The sequence below is a fragment of the Mesorhizobium sp. G2-6-1 genome, from assembly GCF_055809095.1.
Map to the genome: position 1 here is coordinate 873,515 of NZ_CM147896.1, position 16,094 is coordinate 889,608.

The 16,094-nt window shown below is 56.7% G+C and carries 15 protein-coding genes and 1 pseudogene; 2 read left to right on the plus strand and 14 right to left on the minus strand.

Annotated features, from left to right (window positions below; all coding sequences use genetic code 11):
* Positions 1–55 precede the first annotated feature (55 nt).
* From AC0L7S_RS04175 to AC0L7S_RS04225, 11 genes are all read right to left on the minus strand, one after another.
* Positions 56–685 carry a ribonuclease HII gene (locus tag AC0L7S_RS04175; protein WP_473473202.1) on the minus strand — a complete coding sequence of 210 codons (630 nt, stop codon included), beginning with the start codon at positions 683–685 and terminating at the stop codon, positions 56–58.
* 185 nt (positions 686–870) lie between these two features.
* Complete coding sequence (locus tag AC0L7S_RS04180) at positions 871–1,362, minus strand: F0F1 ATP synthase subunit B (protein WP_473473203.1); 492 nt, start codon at positions 1,360–1,362, stop codon at positions 871–873.
* Between the two features lie 10 nt (positions 1,363–1,372).
* Positions 1,373–1,972, minus strand: a complete 600-nt coding sequence (locus AC0L7S_RS04185) for a F0F1 ATP synthase subunit B (RefSeq protein WP_473473204.1) — start codon at positions 1,970–1,972, stop codon at positions 1,373–1,375.
* Positions 1,973–2,035: 63 nt separating this feature from the next.
* Positions 2,036–2,260 (minus strand): F0F1 ATP synthase subunit C, encoded by a 225-nt coding sequence (locus tag AC0L7S_RS04190; protein ID WP_473473206.1) that lies wholly within the window; start codon positions 2,258–2,260, stop codon positions 2,036–2,038.
* Between the two features lie 66 nt (positions 2,261–2,326).
* A complete protein-coding gene (locus tag AC0L7S_RS04195; protein WP_473473207.1) occupies positions 2,327–3,085 on the minus strand; it encodes a F0F1 ATP synthase subunit A in 759 nt (252 codons plus the stop codon).
* Positions 3,086–3,153: 68 nt separating this feature from the next.
* Entirely contained in the window at positions 3,154–3,555 is a 402-nt protein-coding gene (locus tag AC0L7S_RS04200; protein WP_473473208.1) for an AtpZ/AtpI family protein, read from the minus strand.
* 231 nt (positions 3,556–3,786) lie between these two features.
* Positions 3,787–4,971: a cell wall hydrolase gene (locus AC0L7S_RS04205; RefSeq protein WP_473473209.1), complete on the minus strand. Its 1,185-nt coding sequence runs from the start codon at positions 4,969–4,971 to the stop codon at positions 3,787–3,789.
* Positions 4,972–5,281: 310 nt separating this feature from the next.
* Entirely contained in the window at positions 5,282–6,721 is a 1,440-nt protein-coding gene (gene der / locus AC0L7S_RS04210) for a ribosome biogenesis GTPase Der (RefSeq protein ID WP_473473210.1), read from the minus strand.
* 3 nt (positions 6,722–6,724) lie between these two features.
* Positions 6,725–7,390, minus strand: coding sequence for a tetratricopeptide repeat protein (locus AC0L7S_RS04215; RefSeq protein ID WP_473473211.1), 666 nt, complete (start codon positions 7,388–7,390; stop codon positions 6,725–6,727).
* A gap of 167 nt (positions 7,391–7,557) precedes the next feature.
* Positions 7,558–8,817, minus strand: a complete 1,260-nt coding sequence (sbmA, locus tag AC0L7S_RS04220; RefSeq protein ID WP_473473212.1) for a peptide antibiotic transporter SbmA — start codon at positions 8,815–8,817, stop codon at positions 7,558–7,560.
* A 111-nt stretch (positions 8,818–8,928) separates the two neighbouring features.
* Complete coding sequence (locus AC0L7S_RS04225; RefSeq protein ID WP_473473213.1) at positions 8,929–10,089, minus strand: YbfB/YjiJ family MFS transporter; 1,161 nt, start codon at positions 10,087–10,089, stop codon at positions 8,929–8,931.
* A 213-nt stretch (positions 10,090–10,302) separates the two neighbouring features.
* On the opposite strand from AC0L7S_RS04225, the gene AC0L7S_RS04230 reads away from it, so the two are divergent.
* Both AC0L7S_RS04230 and AC0L7S_RS04235 read left to right on the plus strand, forming a co-directional pair.
* The gene (locus AC0L7S_RS04230) at positions 10,303–11,502 is read left to right on the plus strand and encodes an aminopeptidase (RefSeq protein ID WP_473473214.1); all 1,200 of its coding nucleotides are present in this window, start codon (positions 10,303–10,305) and stop codon (positions 11,500–11,502) included.
* A gap of 9 nt (positions 11,503–11,511) precedes the next feature.
* The gene (locus tag AC0L7S_RS04235; protein ID WP_473473215.1) at positions 11,512–11,874 is read left to right on the plus strand and encodes a DUF488 domain-containing protein; all 363 of its coding nucleotides are present in this window, start codon (positions 11,512–11,514) and stop codon (positions 11,872–11,874) included.
* 12 nt (positions 11,875–11,886) lie between these two features.
* Here the strand turns inward: AC0L7S_RS04235 and AC0L7S_RS04240 are convergent, their stop codons facing one another.
* From AC0L7S_RS04240 to deoC, 3 genes and pseudogenes are all read right to left on the minus strand, one after another.
* The gene (locus tag AC0L7S_RS04240) at positions 11,887–12,240 is read right to left on the minus strand and encodes an ArsC family reductase (protein ID WP_473473216.1); all 354 of its coding nucleotides are present in this window, start codon (positions 12,238–12,240) and stop codon (positions 11,887–11,889) included.
* A gap of 127 nt (positions 12,241–12,367) precedes the next feature.
* Positions 12,368–14,742, minus strand: a pseudogene (locus tag AC0L7S_RS04245) (aldehyde dehydrogenase family protein).
* 12 nt (positions 14,743–14,754) lie between these two features.
* Positions 14,755–15,762: a deoxyribose-phosphate aldolase gene (gene deoC / locus AC0L7S_RS04250; protein WP_473473217.1), complete on the minus strand. Its 1,008-nt coding sequence runs from the start codon at positions 15,760–15,762 to the stop codon at positions 14,755–14,757.
* Positions 15,763–16,094: the final 332 nt, after the last annotated feature.

Genomic DNA, 16,094 nt, shown 5'->3' on the forward strand with positions numbered 1-16,094 from the left:
GTGCCCGTATCGAATCTGAAATTCGCACAACACCCCTCGATCAATGGTGCGAATTTCAGATTCGGGACATCGGTAGATCCGGTATCGGACGAAACGTCTTGCGATGATGGTTTGTTGCACCAAAGCGGTGCAGTGCTTCCAGATGATCGGCGGTGCCATAGCCACTATTGCGCGCCCACTGATATGCAGGGTGGCGCTGCGAAAGTATACGCATGATGCGGTCTCTCAGTGTTTTTGCGACGATCGAACTCGCGGCTATCTGGGGAACGCTTGAATCTCCACGGACAATCGCCGAGCACTCACAGGCCAGACCGGGTGGAATATCCCTGCCGTCAACATAAGCAGGCTCGGACCTCGCCAGACCGCTGATCGCCCGGCGCATGGCATCGAGCGTTGCATGCCTGATTCCAAGATGATCGATCCTGCCGGCAGACGAGGCTGCGAATGCAACATGACTGCACCGCATGATTTGATCGGCAAGCAGCATCCTCGAAGGCGCCTTGATCTTCTTGCTATCGTCGAGCGAACCGAGCAATTCGGGCGATAGCGCCATAGGATCGAACCAGACAGCAGCGACCACCACGGGTCCGCAAAGAGCACCTCGCCCGACCTCGTCACATCCAACGACGGCTGGATATTCGCTTGCCCTCTCAGCTAGAAATGGTCTCACGATTTTACGCGCCATGCTTGCCCCTCATGACGACAGTGCGTCCTACCCGGCAGCAAGGGCAAGCCCCGTTTCCAATTCAAACGCACAATTCACGGGAAAGTGGAGCCGGGGTTCAACCCGCGACAGTACAGGATCATGATGATTTCGGATTGAATCGATCCAAAAATCAATCCAACCCATCAGATACCGGGCCAAAACACCTAGTTCAGCTTGGCTTTCACGTCCTGCAGCGACGACTTGAACAAATCGGCGCTGATCTTGGCGTCCACCTTGTCAGCAAGAACTTTGCGCGCGGCTTCAACTGCGAGATCAACGGCACTTGCACGCACTTCATTGATGGCCTCGCGTTCTGCCTGGCCAATCTTTTGCTCGGCAAGGAGTGCGCGACGGGCGACGTAATCTTCCGTCTTCTTTTTGGCGTCTTCCGCAAGAACGGCAGCTTCATGCTTGGCTGCCTCAACGATCGCGGCAGCCTCCTGCTCGGCTTCCTGGCGCTTCTTCTGGTACTCGCCGAGCAGCGCCTGTGCTTCCTCACGAAGTTTGCGCGCTTCGTCCAGTTCGGCGCGAATCTTGTCAGCACGGCCGTCCAGTGATTTCGACACCATGGCGGGCACTTTGATGTAGATGCATATGCCAACGAATATCAGAAGCGCGATGGTCGCCCATAGTGTCGCGAGAGATGTTGCGTCCATTGCTTTTCCCTCAGCCAGCCACGGATTTCACAGCAGCAGCAATGCCCGCCTTGTCGGCTTTGCCCACAAGTTGCTCGATAATCGCAGTTGCCGTGCTTTGCGCTATGGAACCGACGTCCTTCATAGCGTCAGACTTGATCGACGCAATGCGCGCCTCGGCCTGCTCCAATTTCTCATCCAGACCGACCTCTACATCCTTGCGGGTTGCCTCTGCCTCGGCCTTGGCAACATCGCGAGCTTCCTGACCGATCGCATTGGCGCGCGCCTTTGCCTCCGCCAATTCCTGCTCATAGGTAGCAACGGCAGCATCCGCCTCTTCTTTCAGCTTTGCCGCCTGATCCAGATCCTGAGTGATACGGCTGCTTCGTACATCCAGAATGCCAGCAAGGCGCGGCATGACGATGCGCTTCAGGAACAGGTAGAACAGTCCGAATGTAATCGCCAGCCACAATATCTGCGACGCGAATGTGGAGGGGTCGAAAGGCGGAAATGCAGCCTCATGTCCCCCACCATGCGCAACTTCAGTGCCCGCATGCGTGTCGGTGCCATGCGCTGCGTCACTTTGCATGGCTGGCGCTGTCTCTTGCCCATAGGCTGGTGTCACGAACATCACTTGTTCCTGCTATTTGGGCCATCCGCATGGCTGCGGTTTGGCCCCGCTTTCAACGGCAGATCAACCGAACAGTGCAAGCAGCGCAATGAGCAGCGAGAAGATGCCCAAAGCTTCGGTCACGGCGAAGCCGAAAATCAGACGCCCGAACTGACCGTCGGCTGCCGACGGATTGCGCAATGCTCCAGCGAGGTAGCTACCGAAGATGTTGCCAAGGCCAACGGCTGCACCACCCATTCCAAGGCAGGCAATACCAGCGCCGATATACTTTGCTGCTTCAACTTCCATTGTTTCAACTCCTTCGTGGATTCTCGATATTGGTTTCGTCGACGCAGACCGCCTGCGTGCGATTTTTCAGTGCCCCGGATGCAGGGCGTCGTTCAGATACATGCAAGTCAAGATGGCAAAAACATAGGCCTGCAACGCGGCAACCAACAGCTCAAGCCCTGTCAGTGCAACAGCCATGGCCAGCGGCAAAACCGCGCCAGCGACACCAACCGCCCCCATCGCGCTCAACGACACGACGAAGCCAGCGAAAACCTTGAGTGTAATATGGCCTGCGAGCATGTTGGCGAACAGACGAACCGAGAGGCTGACCGGACGCGACAGGAATGAAATCACCTCGATGCCGACAACGAGCGGCATCAGCACCATCGGCACGCCGCTCGGCACAAACAGCTTGAAAAAGCCGAGACCGTGCTTGGCAAAGCCGTAGACCACGACGATGCCAATCACCAGTATGGAAAGCGCAAAGGTCACGATAATATGGCTTGTGACCGTGAAGAAATATGGAAACAGGCCGAGCAGATTGGCGACCAGAACGAACATGAACAGCGAAAACACGAAAGGGAAAAACTTCATACCCTGCGAACCGGCAGAATCCTTCAGCATCGAAGCCACGAATTCATAGGTCATCTCAGCCGCGGATTGCCACCGTGAAGGCACAAGCCGCCGACCCGACGTGGCGAAATACAAAAATGCCGAGGCAAGCACCACCACGATGACCATGAACAAGGCCGAATTGGTAAATGACAGATCATAGCCGCCGATTTCGATCGGAATGATCTTGGCGATATGGAACTGGTGGATCGGATCGACCTTGTCAGCTGCCACTTTTCTTCCCCACGCAAGCCGCTCGCGGCTTTTCCATCCAAATCAAACGCCGCATCTGCCGGCGCGGCCTACTCGTCCTTTGAGCCTGACTTCGGCTCACTTTGCCCGAAACCAGCTATCAACCCTGCCGAGCGCAGGACATTGAGAACACCGGCACCAAACCCCAGGAGGAGGAAAACTATCAGCCCCCAAGGCGATGTTCCAGCAACACGGTCAATCATCCAGCCTAAACCGACACCCACTGCTATTCCGGCGATAAACTCGCTGGAAAGCTTGAATGCCTGGCCATACCCGACCGCACCGCCAGCTTTCGCTTTGTCTTGCCTCTCAAGCTTTTCCGGCAACCTTGTCGCAAGCGATGCTTCAAGTTCACGCCGGCGGCGCTCAAGTTCGTCGTCCTGGAAGTTCCCTTTGGGCTCATTTTCCCGGTCGGTCTCTCCGGTTCCGGCTGGCCCATTCTTGTCGGCCATCGCAACCTCCCTGACCGGCAGAACGTCGCCGTTGGTCCGCATCCAATTTGCGGGCAACATAGTTAGAGGGCTCGCGCCCGTCAAGCCACGGCGCAGGTTTCAAAGGCAAGTATTTTGCTGTTTAAAAACAATACCTTACTGGGGTGCGACATCGTGCCCGGCGCGAGGAGACAATTGCGGCGGCAAAATCTCCATGTACATGTACCCTTCTCAAAGCACTGGTGCGCGCCTTCAACTCCAGCCGCCACCGTAGGTACGATAGAAGATATGCAGCCCTATCTTTGTCATTTTATGCATGGTGCGCGCCCAGGCCGGATGGACATAACTGGCATAGTAGTGCGTTGCAGACCCCACTTCGGGGATGAATATCTTGCCAGCGGTGACCGCCATGGCGATATCGCGCGCCGTCTTGTAGTGTGACGGGCTGGTGATACGTTCCTTCCTGCCATCACAGGCAAAGGAAAACTGGCAGCGATTGAACCAATTGTCGTTTTGATAAACGACACCGCAGATCGACTTGGGATAGGCTGGGTTGCGAACACGGTTCAAAATGACCTGTCCAACCGCTGCCTGGCCGCGTAGAGTTTCGCCACGGGCTTCAAAATAAATCCCGTTTGCCAGGCAAGCCTGTTCCGGCTTCGAGAAAGCTGTCGCGGGAAGCGGGTTCTCCAGCCATGCATGGTCGCCCTTTCCCATAGGTGGAATGAAGCGCCCATGGCCTGGCTTTTCGTCTTTGAGCAGTACCTCGAAGGGCGAAGCCTTGGCATAGTCCGGTTCTGCTGGCGCGTAGGCCGTGGCGAGAATGTCGGCATTTTTATTGGTGACCAATTTTGCCAGCATCGCCGGCACGCCTGGATCGCGCTTTTCCACTTCGCGAATGTGGAAGGCGGCGGCAATCTCGACTTCCTTGCCCTTGATTTTGGGTTTGGCGAAAGCCAGCTTCAAGCCGCTATCCATGCTCGGACGCAGCAGTGAACTCGTGCGTTGAAAAATGGAACCGGCGGAGAAATTTTTCGGCGGCGCCATTGGCGCTATCTGAACCAGACGACCGCCCTTGTCTGCGCGCATGACGCGCTCCTCGTCCGGCGTGTCGCTCAAAGTGCCCGTCTTGTTGCGGAAGGCAACGGCACCGACACCCGGCAAATCGACGCCGGCGCCCGAGATCGAACCCGTCGTCACATCGGAACTGGCAAACGGCATGTCTGCTTCTTGCGTCGATCCTGCGACTGATTTTTCGATGTAAGAATTCCAGCGTGCTTCGTTTCCAAGGCCGGAAACCAGACTGGTCATATCCTGATAGGCCGCCACGGTGGGGAAACCAATCCAGATTCCAAGCCCTATAACGACAGGAGAGAAAATGGAACGCTGCTTGCCACCGGTCATAGCGACCGGCCGCTTCGATACACGTCGATGCACGGATTACTCTCCAGAACTCTACTGAAACCCACTGCAATGACAATGATGGATTAACCTTGATGGAGCGTTAACGGCAGCCGATCCCATTGGGGCTGGAGGATGACAGGCGGTGCTACCAAGCAAGCACCCGCGCAAAACCAGCACCGGCGACGCGGCTTTTGATAGAACCATTGGCCGCTTCTGGCATTTGTTTTGACGAAATTCCGGACGGAAAACCGCTGCACACTTTTCCTGGAATTGCTTCTGGCATTTGTTTTGGCGCAATCCCGGGCAGAAAACCGCTGCACACTTTTCCTGGAATTGCTCTGGGTTAGCTGCGCTTTTTTGCCCGGCCGGCAAAGGGATTGTCCGCAGTTCGCAAAGCCATGCGTATCGGCACGCCATGAATGTCGAATGCCTCACGCAAATTGTTCACCAGATAGCGGACATAGGACTGGGGCATGGCATCGGGGCGCGAACAGGAAACAACAAACCCCGGCGGGCGTGTCTTGGCCTGCGTGACATATTTGATTTTCAAGCGCCGACCGGCAACGGCGGGCGGCGGATGATGCGCCAATATGGCTTCAAGCCAGCGATTGAGCTTGCCAGTCGAAACCCGGCTATTCCAGATGATGTGCGTCTTGATGACGGCGGCCATCAACTTCTCCAAGCCCCGCCCGGTTTCGGCCGACACGGGAACCGCCTGGATTCCACGCACCTGCGGCAAAAGCCGCTCGGTCTTTTCGCGCAGTTCCGCCAGAACCTGTTGTGGATCGTCGATCATGTCCCATTTGTTGAAAGCGATGATGGGCGCGCGGCCCTCGCGCACGATGAGATCGACGATCTGAAGGTCCTGCTTCTCGAATGGTATGGTCGCGTCGAGTACAATGATGACCACCTCGGCAAAGCGGATGGCACGCAAACCGTCAGCCACTGACAGCTTTTCCAACTTTTCCTGAACTTTGGCCTTGCGGCGCATGCCAGCCGTATCAAACAGCTTCATGTGGCGTCCGCCCCAGTCCCAGTCGACGGAAATGGAGTCGCGGGTAATACCCGCTTCCGGCCCGGTCAGCAGCCGCTCTTCACCAATCAACGCATTGATCAGCGTTGATTTGCCCGCGTTTGGGCGGCCAATGACGGCGATGCGCAAGGGTTTGGTATCGTCGTAAGGCTGAACCTCCTCAACGCCGCTATCGCCAATATCTTCGCCAATCAGCACATCGCTGACAGCGATCTCGTCGTCGTGATCTTCATCTTCTTCACCAAGGGCAAGGGCGGCACCAAGCGCCTCTATCACCGCGTCGCGCAGGTCGGGCATGCCTTGCCCATGTTCGGCGGAGACGGGTATGGGTTCGCCAAGCCCCAGTTCCCAGGCCTCCAACAGGCCGCCTTGGGCTCCGCGCGCCTCGGCCTTGTTGGCAACAAGGACGACGGGCTTGCCCGAGCGCCTCACAATTTCGGCAAATGTCCGGTCATCGGGAACAAGCCCGGCCTTGGCGTCCACCATGAAGAAGATAAGATCCGCCTCACGGATGGCGATTTCCGTCTGCGCCCGCATGCGACCGGGCAAACTGGCCGAAGGCGCATCTTCAAAACCAGCCGTATCTACCACGTCGAAAGCCAGATCATAGAGCTTTGCCGCATGAACCCGGCGATCACGGGTTACGCCCGGCGTATCGTCGACAAGCGCGATTTTCTTTCCGACAAGGCGGTTGAAAAGCGTCGATTTGCCGACGTTAGGCCGACCGATGATGGCAACTGAATAGCCCATTCATCACGACGCGGCGCCGGAGCCACGAATCAACTCGGCCATTAATGTGGCGCGCTGGCGGGCATTGCGAGGTGCGGCCTCGTCGGCCGCGATCTGCTCGAACAATTTCAGCGCATCTGCTGCCTTGCCCTCTTTCCAGGCAGCCAGACCGAGCGCCTCGCGTGCAGCGTGGCGCAACGCGTTGCCATCTGCCGTCAACACCTCGACGCGGCTGGAGACATCGGCAAAAGAACCATGATCCACCAACAACAGCGCCGCCCTCAGCCTTGCCATATCGCGAATGCTTTCGGCAATTTTTGTGTCGGCTGCTACCGCGTCCAGTTCCTTTACCGCGGTGGCGGTATCGCCCTTATCGGCCTTGAGGGTTGCCGCGCGCATCCGCGAAAGCAGCGGATAAGCGCCATAGCCATCTTTCTCCAGCTTTGCGAATGCCGCCAATGCGTCCGCATCCTTGCCGTCATTGGCAAGCTTGAGTGCCTGCGAGAAGGCATCACCCGAGCGATTGGCACGGACTTCGTCCCAATAGCGGTAGCCAACATAGGCCGACGTTGCCAGAACCACGAGAACGGCTATGCCAATCATAAGGGGACCAAAGCGATTCCACAGCGCTTTCGCCTGATCTTTGCGAAGCTCGTCGTTGACTTCACGAATAAAACTGTCGTCCGCCATATTCAAACCATTGCTTTGCCGCCGGGCGGCTGATTAGCCCCGCGTTTTAGCGAAATTTCGCCAGCATGGAAGGGGTAGTCATGCAAATTCGCGTCCAACACCATAGAGAAGGCCAAGAACCGCTCTTAAAATACCCGGCGGCTATGCCGGCAAAGCACGCGGCGCACTCATACTGCTTCTTCCACACCACCGCTATCGAGGTACTTCCGATCGATATCGGGCAATGGTTCACCGTCCAGCGTGGCTTCAAAAGCATGAAGGCGTTTGTAGATCGAGAGAAGCTCGACGATCGTTGGCCAGGCATTGACCAGATACTGGAAGGAAGACGAGACCTGACTGAATGCGGTAGCAATCTGCTGCCATATGCCCAGCGTTATCGTTCCCGCAGCGATGGTGGGGATGAGGATCACACTGGAAAAGATCGCGTCGGCCTGCTGGAACCCGGAGCGAACGACGTTGAAATAGGCATAATGAAAATAGAGCGTGAAATAATTGCGCCGCACATGCGAGAACAATTCCCTGACAGTCGGCGGCTGCGCCCTGGCTTCGTCATCTTCACCATAGACCAGTTCCTTGCGGTATGCCGCTTCGACGCGCTGGTTCTTGAATTCCAGGCCCGGAAGCTTGATGCCCGTAACCATCAGCAAAACCGTCCCGAAAATCGACCAGCCAACTGCCGCTATGACCAGCGAGTATGGAATTTCACCCACCAGAGGCAAAACCTTCACATGCGATGAAAGCTGGGCGAGAAGCGGGAGGAAGGCAATCAAGGTCATCGCTGAATCAATGAGGGCAACGCCAAGCCCTTCCATCGTGGTGGAAAAGCGCATCGTGTCTTCCTGAACACGCTGCGATGCGCCTTCAATGGTCCGCAATTTCTGCCAGTTCGCCATGTAATAATGGTTCATGGCGGTGCGCCAACGGAAGATATAGTGGCTGACGAAAAAGCGGGTGACGACGAACAGCCCCATACCGCACGCACCAATCCAGGCGTAGATCCAAAACATCGAATAGAGTTCGCCAGGGCTGACGGAACCTGCCGTAGTGATGGCTTTTTGAAAAAGGTCGAAGAATGGCCCGCGCCAATTGTTGAGAGCGACATAGATCTGCACCGACAGATATGTCGAAAACAAAATCAAAGCCGAACCGAGGATCGACCAGTTCTGCCAGGGGTGGTTGGCGTAAAAACGCCAGAAAAAATAGAACGCGGCGACCATGAAACCGAAATAGATGTAAAACCAGAGAAATGGCCGGGTCCAGAATACCGGAATGCCCAGAACTGGCGGCGCGCCTGAAACAGCGGGAGGCAGCCCAACAAGAGCGCCAAGTTGTTCACCGCCGAAAAACCAGAACAGAATTCCTGCAAGAGACCAAAGAACGGCTGAGATGAAAAAAAGCTTCGGTTTCGGAAAAAACGATACAAACACTCAAGTATTGTCCTTATTCAGCGCGCAAATCAGCGTCGTTGCCTTGGGCGGGCATAAGGTCACATTTCGATTTCAAAGGAAATGCCGACTTGTACGCCAGCAAGATCACAATCATGGCAATTTTGGCACCGTTGACCAAACAACCATGCCCGACACGACAAGAACCACTGCGGCAACGATGGATGGCGCGAAGAAGTTACCGGTCCATCCGGCGAGCATTCCTGCGGCAACCGGGCCAACAATCTGACCGACACCAAATGATGCCGTCATCAGCGCAAATACCCGCCGCTTTGCCTGTGGGGCAAGCAATCGGCCCACCTGCAAACCGATCGCGGTAATGGCAATAAAGGTCGCGCCCAGCAAAACACCGCCAAGCAAGGGACCGATGCGCCCGCCAAGTGCAACGCTTGCGGTAACGCCGACAGCTTCGACGAGGCAACCGGCCACATAGGCCGCGTAGAGCCCGATCCGTGCGGCAATCTTTTGCCAAATCCAGACGGAAGGAAAGCCGGCAAGCCCGGTGGCCAGCCAAACCATGGCCTCAAAGGTCCGGCTGCCCCCACCTTGGCGCACTATCGCCACCAGGAAGGTCGCGGTGATCACATAACCAAAGCCGAACAAGCCATATGCAAAGATGATCTTGGCCAACGCCTTGTCCTTGGGCAGGGCGGATTCGCGTCCGGCAGCAGCATCGGCAACAGGTCCGCGATCAATCAGCAGCGCGACGGCAGCACAACCGGCAACCGAAATCACCGCCGACCAGAACCAACCCGCCGTCCAGCCGGCATGTTCGCTCACCAGCAGCGCCATCAACGCGGACGACACTGCAATTCCCAGTCCAACGCCCCCGAAATGCAAAGCTTGCAGAGCATTGCGATTTGTAGCGGCAAGATGACTGAAGACGATGCTCGCCATAAAGACCATGACGAATGCGCTGGCGATGCCCGCCAAAAACCGGATGATCAAAAATGGTGCCATTGCATCGGTCAACCCCATCATGCCCGCCAGCACGGTGCTGGCTGCAAGCGCGCCAAACATCAACAATCGTTCGCGCCCATGCGCCCAACCGCCGGCAGCGACCAGCGCGCCGACAAGATAGCCAAGGTAATTGGCGGATGCGATCAGGCCGGCATCAAATGCCGATAAATTGAGTTCGTCCATCATACCGGGCAAAATCGGCGTATAGACAAAGCGGCCGATACCCATGGCGACAGCCATGGCAATCATGCCGGCAAAAGCGGAGCGCAAGGGAGATGACGACGATTCGCTCATGGCAGCGCACAATATGTATGACGCGTTGCGACGCAATCCGGCTTCAATTGGGCCAGATGCAATTCAACTGGAAAACCGCCACGTCATGCATTGAGGTGGAAAGAACGATTAGGCAGGTCTATGTAGAATGGACAGTTCCACAATTGCAGGCTTTCCCATGACGACACATTCCGAGGCCGCTTCGGCACATATCGACCCCAAAAACTCGACCGGTTGGCAGAAGTGGCCATCAAGGTCGGCCTGCAATTGCAACCGGGCCAGGATCTGGTTTTGACATCGTCGATTGCCGCGCTTCCACTGACACGCAAAATCGTCGAACATGCCTACAAAGCCGGGGCCGGACTGGTAACGCCGATCTTCAATGATGACGAGATCACACTGGCGCGCTTTCGCCATGGTGCCGATGCCGGCTTCGACCATGCGCCGGGATGGCTCTATGAAGGCATGGCCAAGGCTTTCTCGAACAACGCCGCGCGGCTGGCTGTGCGCGGGGACGATCCATCGCTTTTGTCGGAGCAGGACCCGGCCAAGGTGGCACGCGCCAACAAGGCCAACTCAATCGCCTATCAACCGGCCCTGGAGAAAGTCACCGGCTTCGACATCAACTGGAATATTGTCGCCTACCCCGAAACCGCATGGGCACGCCAGGTGTTTCCCGGCGAGAGCGACGCGGCGGCAGTGGGCAAGCTGGCCAATGCCATCTTTGCAGCCAGCCGGGTGGATGGGGACGATCCCATCAGTGCCTGGACGTTGCACAATGCGGTGTTGAAAAAGCGCACCGAGTGGCTGAACGATTATCGTTTTCATGCGCTGCATTTTTCCGGCCCCGGAACCGATCTGACAGTCGGGCTGGCCGATGGACATGAATGGATGGGCGGCGCTTCGAGTGCCAAAAACGGCGTCACCTGCAATCCGAACATCCCGACCGAGGAAGTCTTCACCACGCCCCATGCCAAACGCGTGTCAGGCCATGTTTCGAGTACCAAACCGCTGTCTTATCAAGGCACGCTGATCGACAACATTTCGGTGCGCTTTGAAGAAGGCCGCATCGTTGAGGCCCAAGCCTCGAAAGGTGAAGACGTTTTAAACAAGGTGCTCGACACGGACGAGGGTGCGCGCCGGTTGGGCGAAGTGGCATTGGTGCCCCATTCGTCGCCAATTTCGAAAAGTGGCCTGTTATTTTTCAACACGCTGTTTGACGAGAATGCCGCCTGCCACATTGCGCTTGGCCAATGCTATTCCAAGTGCTTTGTCGGTGGAGCCGATCTGACGCCCAATGAGGTTGCGGCACGTGGCGGCAACAAGAGTTTCATTCATATCGACTGGATGATCGGCTCGGACCAGATCGATATTGACGGCGTTCATGAGGACGGTCGCAAGATACCTGTCATGCGCAAGGGCGAATGGGCATAGAGGCGTGGTATGGCAGCAAAACCTGAGATCACGATAAAGCGCGTCTATGAACAACCAGCCGACAGCGACGGGCAGCGTGTGCTGGTCGACAGGCTGTGGCCGCGCGGCATCAAGAAGGAAGACGCCAAGCTGACACTATGGCTCAAAGAGATCGCGCCAAGCAACGAACTGCGCAAATGGTACGGTCATGACCCGGAGCTATGGGACGAATTCCAAAAGCGCTATCGCACCGAACTCAAGGACAAGGGCGATGAGTTGAAAGAACTGCGGAGCCTGTTTGCCAAGGGCAAGGTGACGCTGCTCTACAGTTCGCATGAAGAACGCTACAACAATGCCGTCGCGTTGGAACATTATCTGAAACAGACGCAGTGAACCGGCAGCTTATCACGCGGTTTTGAGCGTTGCCGCGTAAATGTCCGGCTTGAAGCCAACCAGCAACTGGTTGCCAAGATCGAGGACCGGCCGTTTTATCATGGTCGGGTTCTCAAGCATCAGCGCCTTGGCGCGGGCGGGCGTCAAGTCATGCTTTTCACCATCGGGCAAAGCACGAAACGTGGCGCTGGCCTTGTTGAGCAATGTCTCCCATCCGACCTTGCCTATCCATTCATCCAGCTGGACCGCTTCCAGACCTTGCGCACGATAGTCATGGAAAACATGGGCCACGCCATTTTTCTCCATCCAGACACGCGCCTTCTTGATCGTGTCACAATTGGGAATGCCATACATGGTTGGAGTCAAAATCCTGGTCCTTGGTAATTGATGGTATCGGGGGTGCCTCTGCGAGAAGCCGAAACGAGATTGCTTTCATTAGTTTTTGAGCAAAATGCAGGCGGAAAACCGGCAACCGCTTTTCCTTGATCCCGCTCTACTCGCCATAAGGCACCCAGATGTTTTTAACCTGAACGGCGCGTGACAGGAACGCCCTTCCCTCACCGAGGTGCGGGTCAAACCAGTCACGCTGCACCGTCTCGGTCCAGACCTGCTTGAGATTGCCGCTTGAGGCTTTCTCAATTTGGGCCGCGGTTTGCTTGTTGCCAAAATACCAGATGCCGTCGACTTCCTCATGTTTTGCCAGTTCAAGCGCCAGCACATCACGTTCGCCGGTAACGATATTGACGACACCAGCGGGCACATCCGAGGTTTCCAGAACCTGATAAAAATCCGTCGCGGCAAGTGCCTGCCTGGATGATGGAAGCACCACGACGCGATTGCCGGTCACTATGGCCGGCGCAAATGTCGAGACAAGGCCAAGCAGGCCGAGGCTCTCAGGACAGGCAATGCCAAGGACACCGAGCGGCTCGTTCATGGCCAGTGCAACGCCACGCAATGGCGGCTTGTGAACCGTTCCCTCGAATTTGTCTGCCCAGGCCGCATAGGAAAACAGCCGCGATACACTTGCCGCGACTTCCCTGGCCGCTTCCTTGCCGCGTTTACCGGTCATGGCCGCGAGGCGGTCAGCGAATTCGCGGCTGCGCGCCTCCAGATTTTCGGCAATATAGTAGAGTATTTGCGCACGATTGTGCTCGCTTGCCGTTGCCCATGACGCGGCCTTGCGCGCGGCTTCCACCGCATTGCGGATATCCTTGCGATTGCCTTCGCCGACTTCACCCACCAATGTCCCATTTGGGGAAAGGATAGCTTTCGAATAGCCGCCGTCAGGCCGCGCCTGCTTGCCGCCAATGTAAAGCTTGGCCGTGCGGTCGATGAACGCGGCGGCGACCGTTTCTCCATTGGGCACAGGTGTTGCCGTCTCGACAATCGGCTTGGCTTTGGCTAGCCATTTTGGCTTGCAATAGGCTGACAGTCCTTCGCGCCCGCCTTCCCTGCCAAAGCCGGATTCCTTGTAGCCGCCAAATCCGACGCCGGCATCGAACATATTGGTGCCATTGATCCAGACGACACCGCAGCGCAATTTCGGCGCGACATCAAGCGCGAGGCTAAGCGTTTCGCTCCAGATGGTTGCGGCCAGCCCATATTCGGTGTTGTTGGCAAGTTCCACCGCCTCTGCCGGGGTGCGAAACGTCGAACCCACCATGACAGGTCCGAAAATCTCGACGCGCGACACAGTCGACGCGGGATGCACGCCAGTCAGCAGCGTCGGTGGATAAAAACAGCCCGTCGCCGGAATTGCGGCCTTTGGCTGATGCAATTGCGCACCTTCCTTGACGCCGGTTTCCACCAACGACCTGATCCGCTCCAGTTGCACCGGGTGAACGATTGCGCCGATATCGACCGCCTTATCCAGCGGATCGCCAACGCGCAGCGTTTCCATGCGGGCCGTCAACTTGGAGATAAATTGATTGTGGATGCTTTCTTGCACCAGCAATCTCGATCCGGCGCAGCAGACCTCGCCCTGATTGAACCAGATGGCATCGACCACGCCCTCAACCGCTGCATCGAGATCGGCATCATCAAAGACGATAAACGGCGACTTGCCGCCAAGCTCCAGCGTCAGGCTCTTACCTGAACCGGCGGTTGCTTCGCGGATGCGGCGACCCACTTCCGTCGAACCGGTAAAAGCGATCTTGGCGACGTCCGGATGATTGACGATGGCCTCGCCGGTCGCACCATCGCCGGTAACGATGTTGACGACGCCGTCGGGCAGGCCAGCCTTCTGGCAAATTTCGGCAAACAATATGGCGGTCAAAGACGTATATTCAGCGGGTTTTAGAACGACCGTATTGCCCAGCGCGATGGCCGGGGCAATTTTCCACGCCAACATCAAAAGCGGAAAATTCCACGGGATGATCTGGCCGCAAACGCCGAGCGGTTCCTTGTCGGGAAATTCGCTTTCCATCAACTGCGCCCAGCCAGCGTGATGGTAGAAATGGCGAATAACCAATGGAATGTCGATATCGCGAGTTTCGCGGATCGGCTTGCCGTTTTCCAGCGTTTCGACAACGGCAAACAGGCGGCTGTGGCGCTGGATCAAACGGGCAATCGCATAAAGATAACGGGCGCGCTGATGGCCGGGAAGTGCCCCCCATGCAGGCTGCGCCTTGGCAGCGGCCTTGACCGCGGCATCAACATCGGTGGCGTTGGCCTGTGCCACGCGGGCCAGCACCTCGCCGCTCGCCGGAGCCACCGTCTCAAAGCTCTCGCCGGACTTCGCTTTTTCCAACTGCCCCCGATGAACAGTCTGGTTTCACCGCCAAGCCCCTTGATCCAGGCATGCGCCTCCTTGTCGCTTTCAGGCGCGGGACCATATTCCATCGTGTCCAGAATTTCTGCGATCGTCATAAATATTCCCCGTCAAGCCATGGCATGGTGGCTGAGGGCCGCATAGCGACCGGTTACATAATGTTCGAGTTGGCGCTCGATATCGGCCAATAGCGACGAGGCACCGAAGCGGAATAGATTCGGCTGCAACCAGTCATTGCCGAGTTCTTCCTTGACCAGCGCCAGATAGGCGAGCGCATCCTTGGCCGTCGAGATGCCGCCAGCCGGCTTGTAGCCGACGATATGGCCGGTCGTCTCGCGATAGTCGCGGATAGCGCGCAGCATTATCAAGGTAACCGGCAATGTGGCGTTGGTTGTTTCCTTGCCGGTCGAAGTCTTGATGAAATCAGACCCGGCCATCATAGCCACCCATGAAGCCCGCGCGACATTGCGCAATGTCTGCAAATCGCCCGTCGCCAGGATCGTTTTCATATGCGCCGCGCCACAGGCTTGTTTGCAAGCCTTCACCTCGTCGTAGAGAGCCTGCCAATTCGCGGTCAGCACATGCTCGCGCGTGATGACGATGTCGATTTCAGAAGCCCCATCGGCAACCGACGCTTCGATCTCTTTCAGCCGCGTGTCGAGCGGCGCAAGACCGGCGGGAAAGCCAGTGGATACCGCTGCAACCGGAACATTTGAACCACGCAACGCTTCAACTGCAGTGGCGACAAACCGATGATATACGCAGACAGCTCCGGTGGTGATGGTGCGTTCCGCCAGCCCCAACGCCTCTTGCAGATCGGCGCGCAACGGATGGCGTGCCTTGGCGCACAGCCTTTGCACACGCCCTGTCGTGTCGTCGCCATTGAGCGTTGTCAGGTCGATGCATTGGAGCGCCCTGACCAACCAGGCTGCCTGCCATTGTTTCTTCACTGTGCGGCGACCGGAAAGGGAGGCCGTGCGCCGTTCAGCCGCGCTTAAATTGACGCGAACACGATCGACCGGATCGATCGAGAAAGGAACTCCCGGATTGTATGGTTGCGGCTGATTGGCGAAGACATGTGAGCCTTCGCTCGTTGCGCTCCGCTTTTCAACGTTCATTTAAAACTCCAGTACCGCTGCACACTTTTCGGGATCATGACATGTTTTTTACCTAAGCATGATCTTATCCGAAAACCGCTGCACACTTTTCGGGATCATGACATGTTTTTTACCTAAGCATGATCTTATCCGAAAACCGCTGCACACTTTTCGGGATCATGACATGTTTTTTACCTAAGCATGATCTTATCCGAAAACCGCTGCACACTTTTCGGGATCATGACATGTTTTTTACCTAAGCATGATCTTATCCGAAAACCGCTGCACACTTTTCGGGATCATGACATACATAACCGACAACGCATTTGTGCAATGCCCGATGCACAGTGGCA

Excerpts from the sequence above, each read along its gene's own strand:
- AC0L7S_RS04175 (WP_473473202.1), bottom strand. The coding sequence starts at position 685 with ATGGCGCGTAAAATCGTGAGACCATTTCTAGCTGAGAGGGCAAGCGAA.
- AC0L7S_RS04180 (WP_473473203.1), bottom strand. The coding sequence starts at position 1,362 with ATGGACGCAACATCTCTCGCGACACTATGGGCGACCATCGCGCTTCTG.
- AC0L7S_RS04185 (WP_473473204.1), bottom strand. The coding sequence starts at position 1,972 with ATGTTCGTGACACCAGCCTATGGGCAAGAGACAGCGCCAGCCATGCAA.
- AC0L7S_RS04190 (WP_473473206.1), bottom strand. The coding sequence starts at position 2,260 with ATGGAAGTTGAAGCAGCAAAGTATATCGGCGCTGGTATTGCCTGCCTT.
- AC0L7S_RS04200 (WP_473473208.1), bottom strand. The coding sequence starts at position 3,555 with ATGGCCGACAAGAATGGGCCAGCCGGAACCGGAGAGACCGACCGGGAA.
- der (WP_473473210.1), bottom strand. The coding sequence starts at position 6,721 with ATGGGCTATTCAGTTGCCATCATCGGTCGGCCTAACGTCGGCAAATCG.
- AC0L7S_RS04215 (WP_473473211.1), bottom strand. The coding sequence starts at position 7,390 with ATGGCGGACGACAGTTTTATTCGTGAAGTCAACGACGAGCTTCGCAAA.
- AC0L7S_RS04225 (WP_473473213.1), bottom strand. The coding sequence starts at position 10,089 with ATGAGCGAATCGTCGTCATCTCCCTTGCGCTCCGCTTTTGCCGGCATG.
- AC0L7S_RS04235 (WP_473473215.1), top strand. The coding sequence starts at position 11,512 with ATGGCAGCAAAACCTGAGATCACGATAAAGCGCGTCTATGAACAACCA.
- deoC (WP_473473217.1), bottom strand. The coding sequence starts at position 15,762 with ATGAACGTTGAAAAGCGGAGCGCAACGAGCGAAGGCTCACATGTCTTC.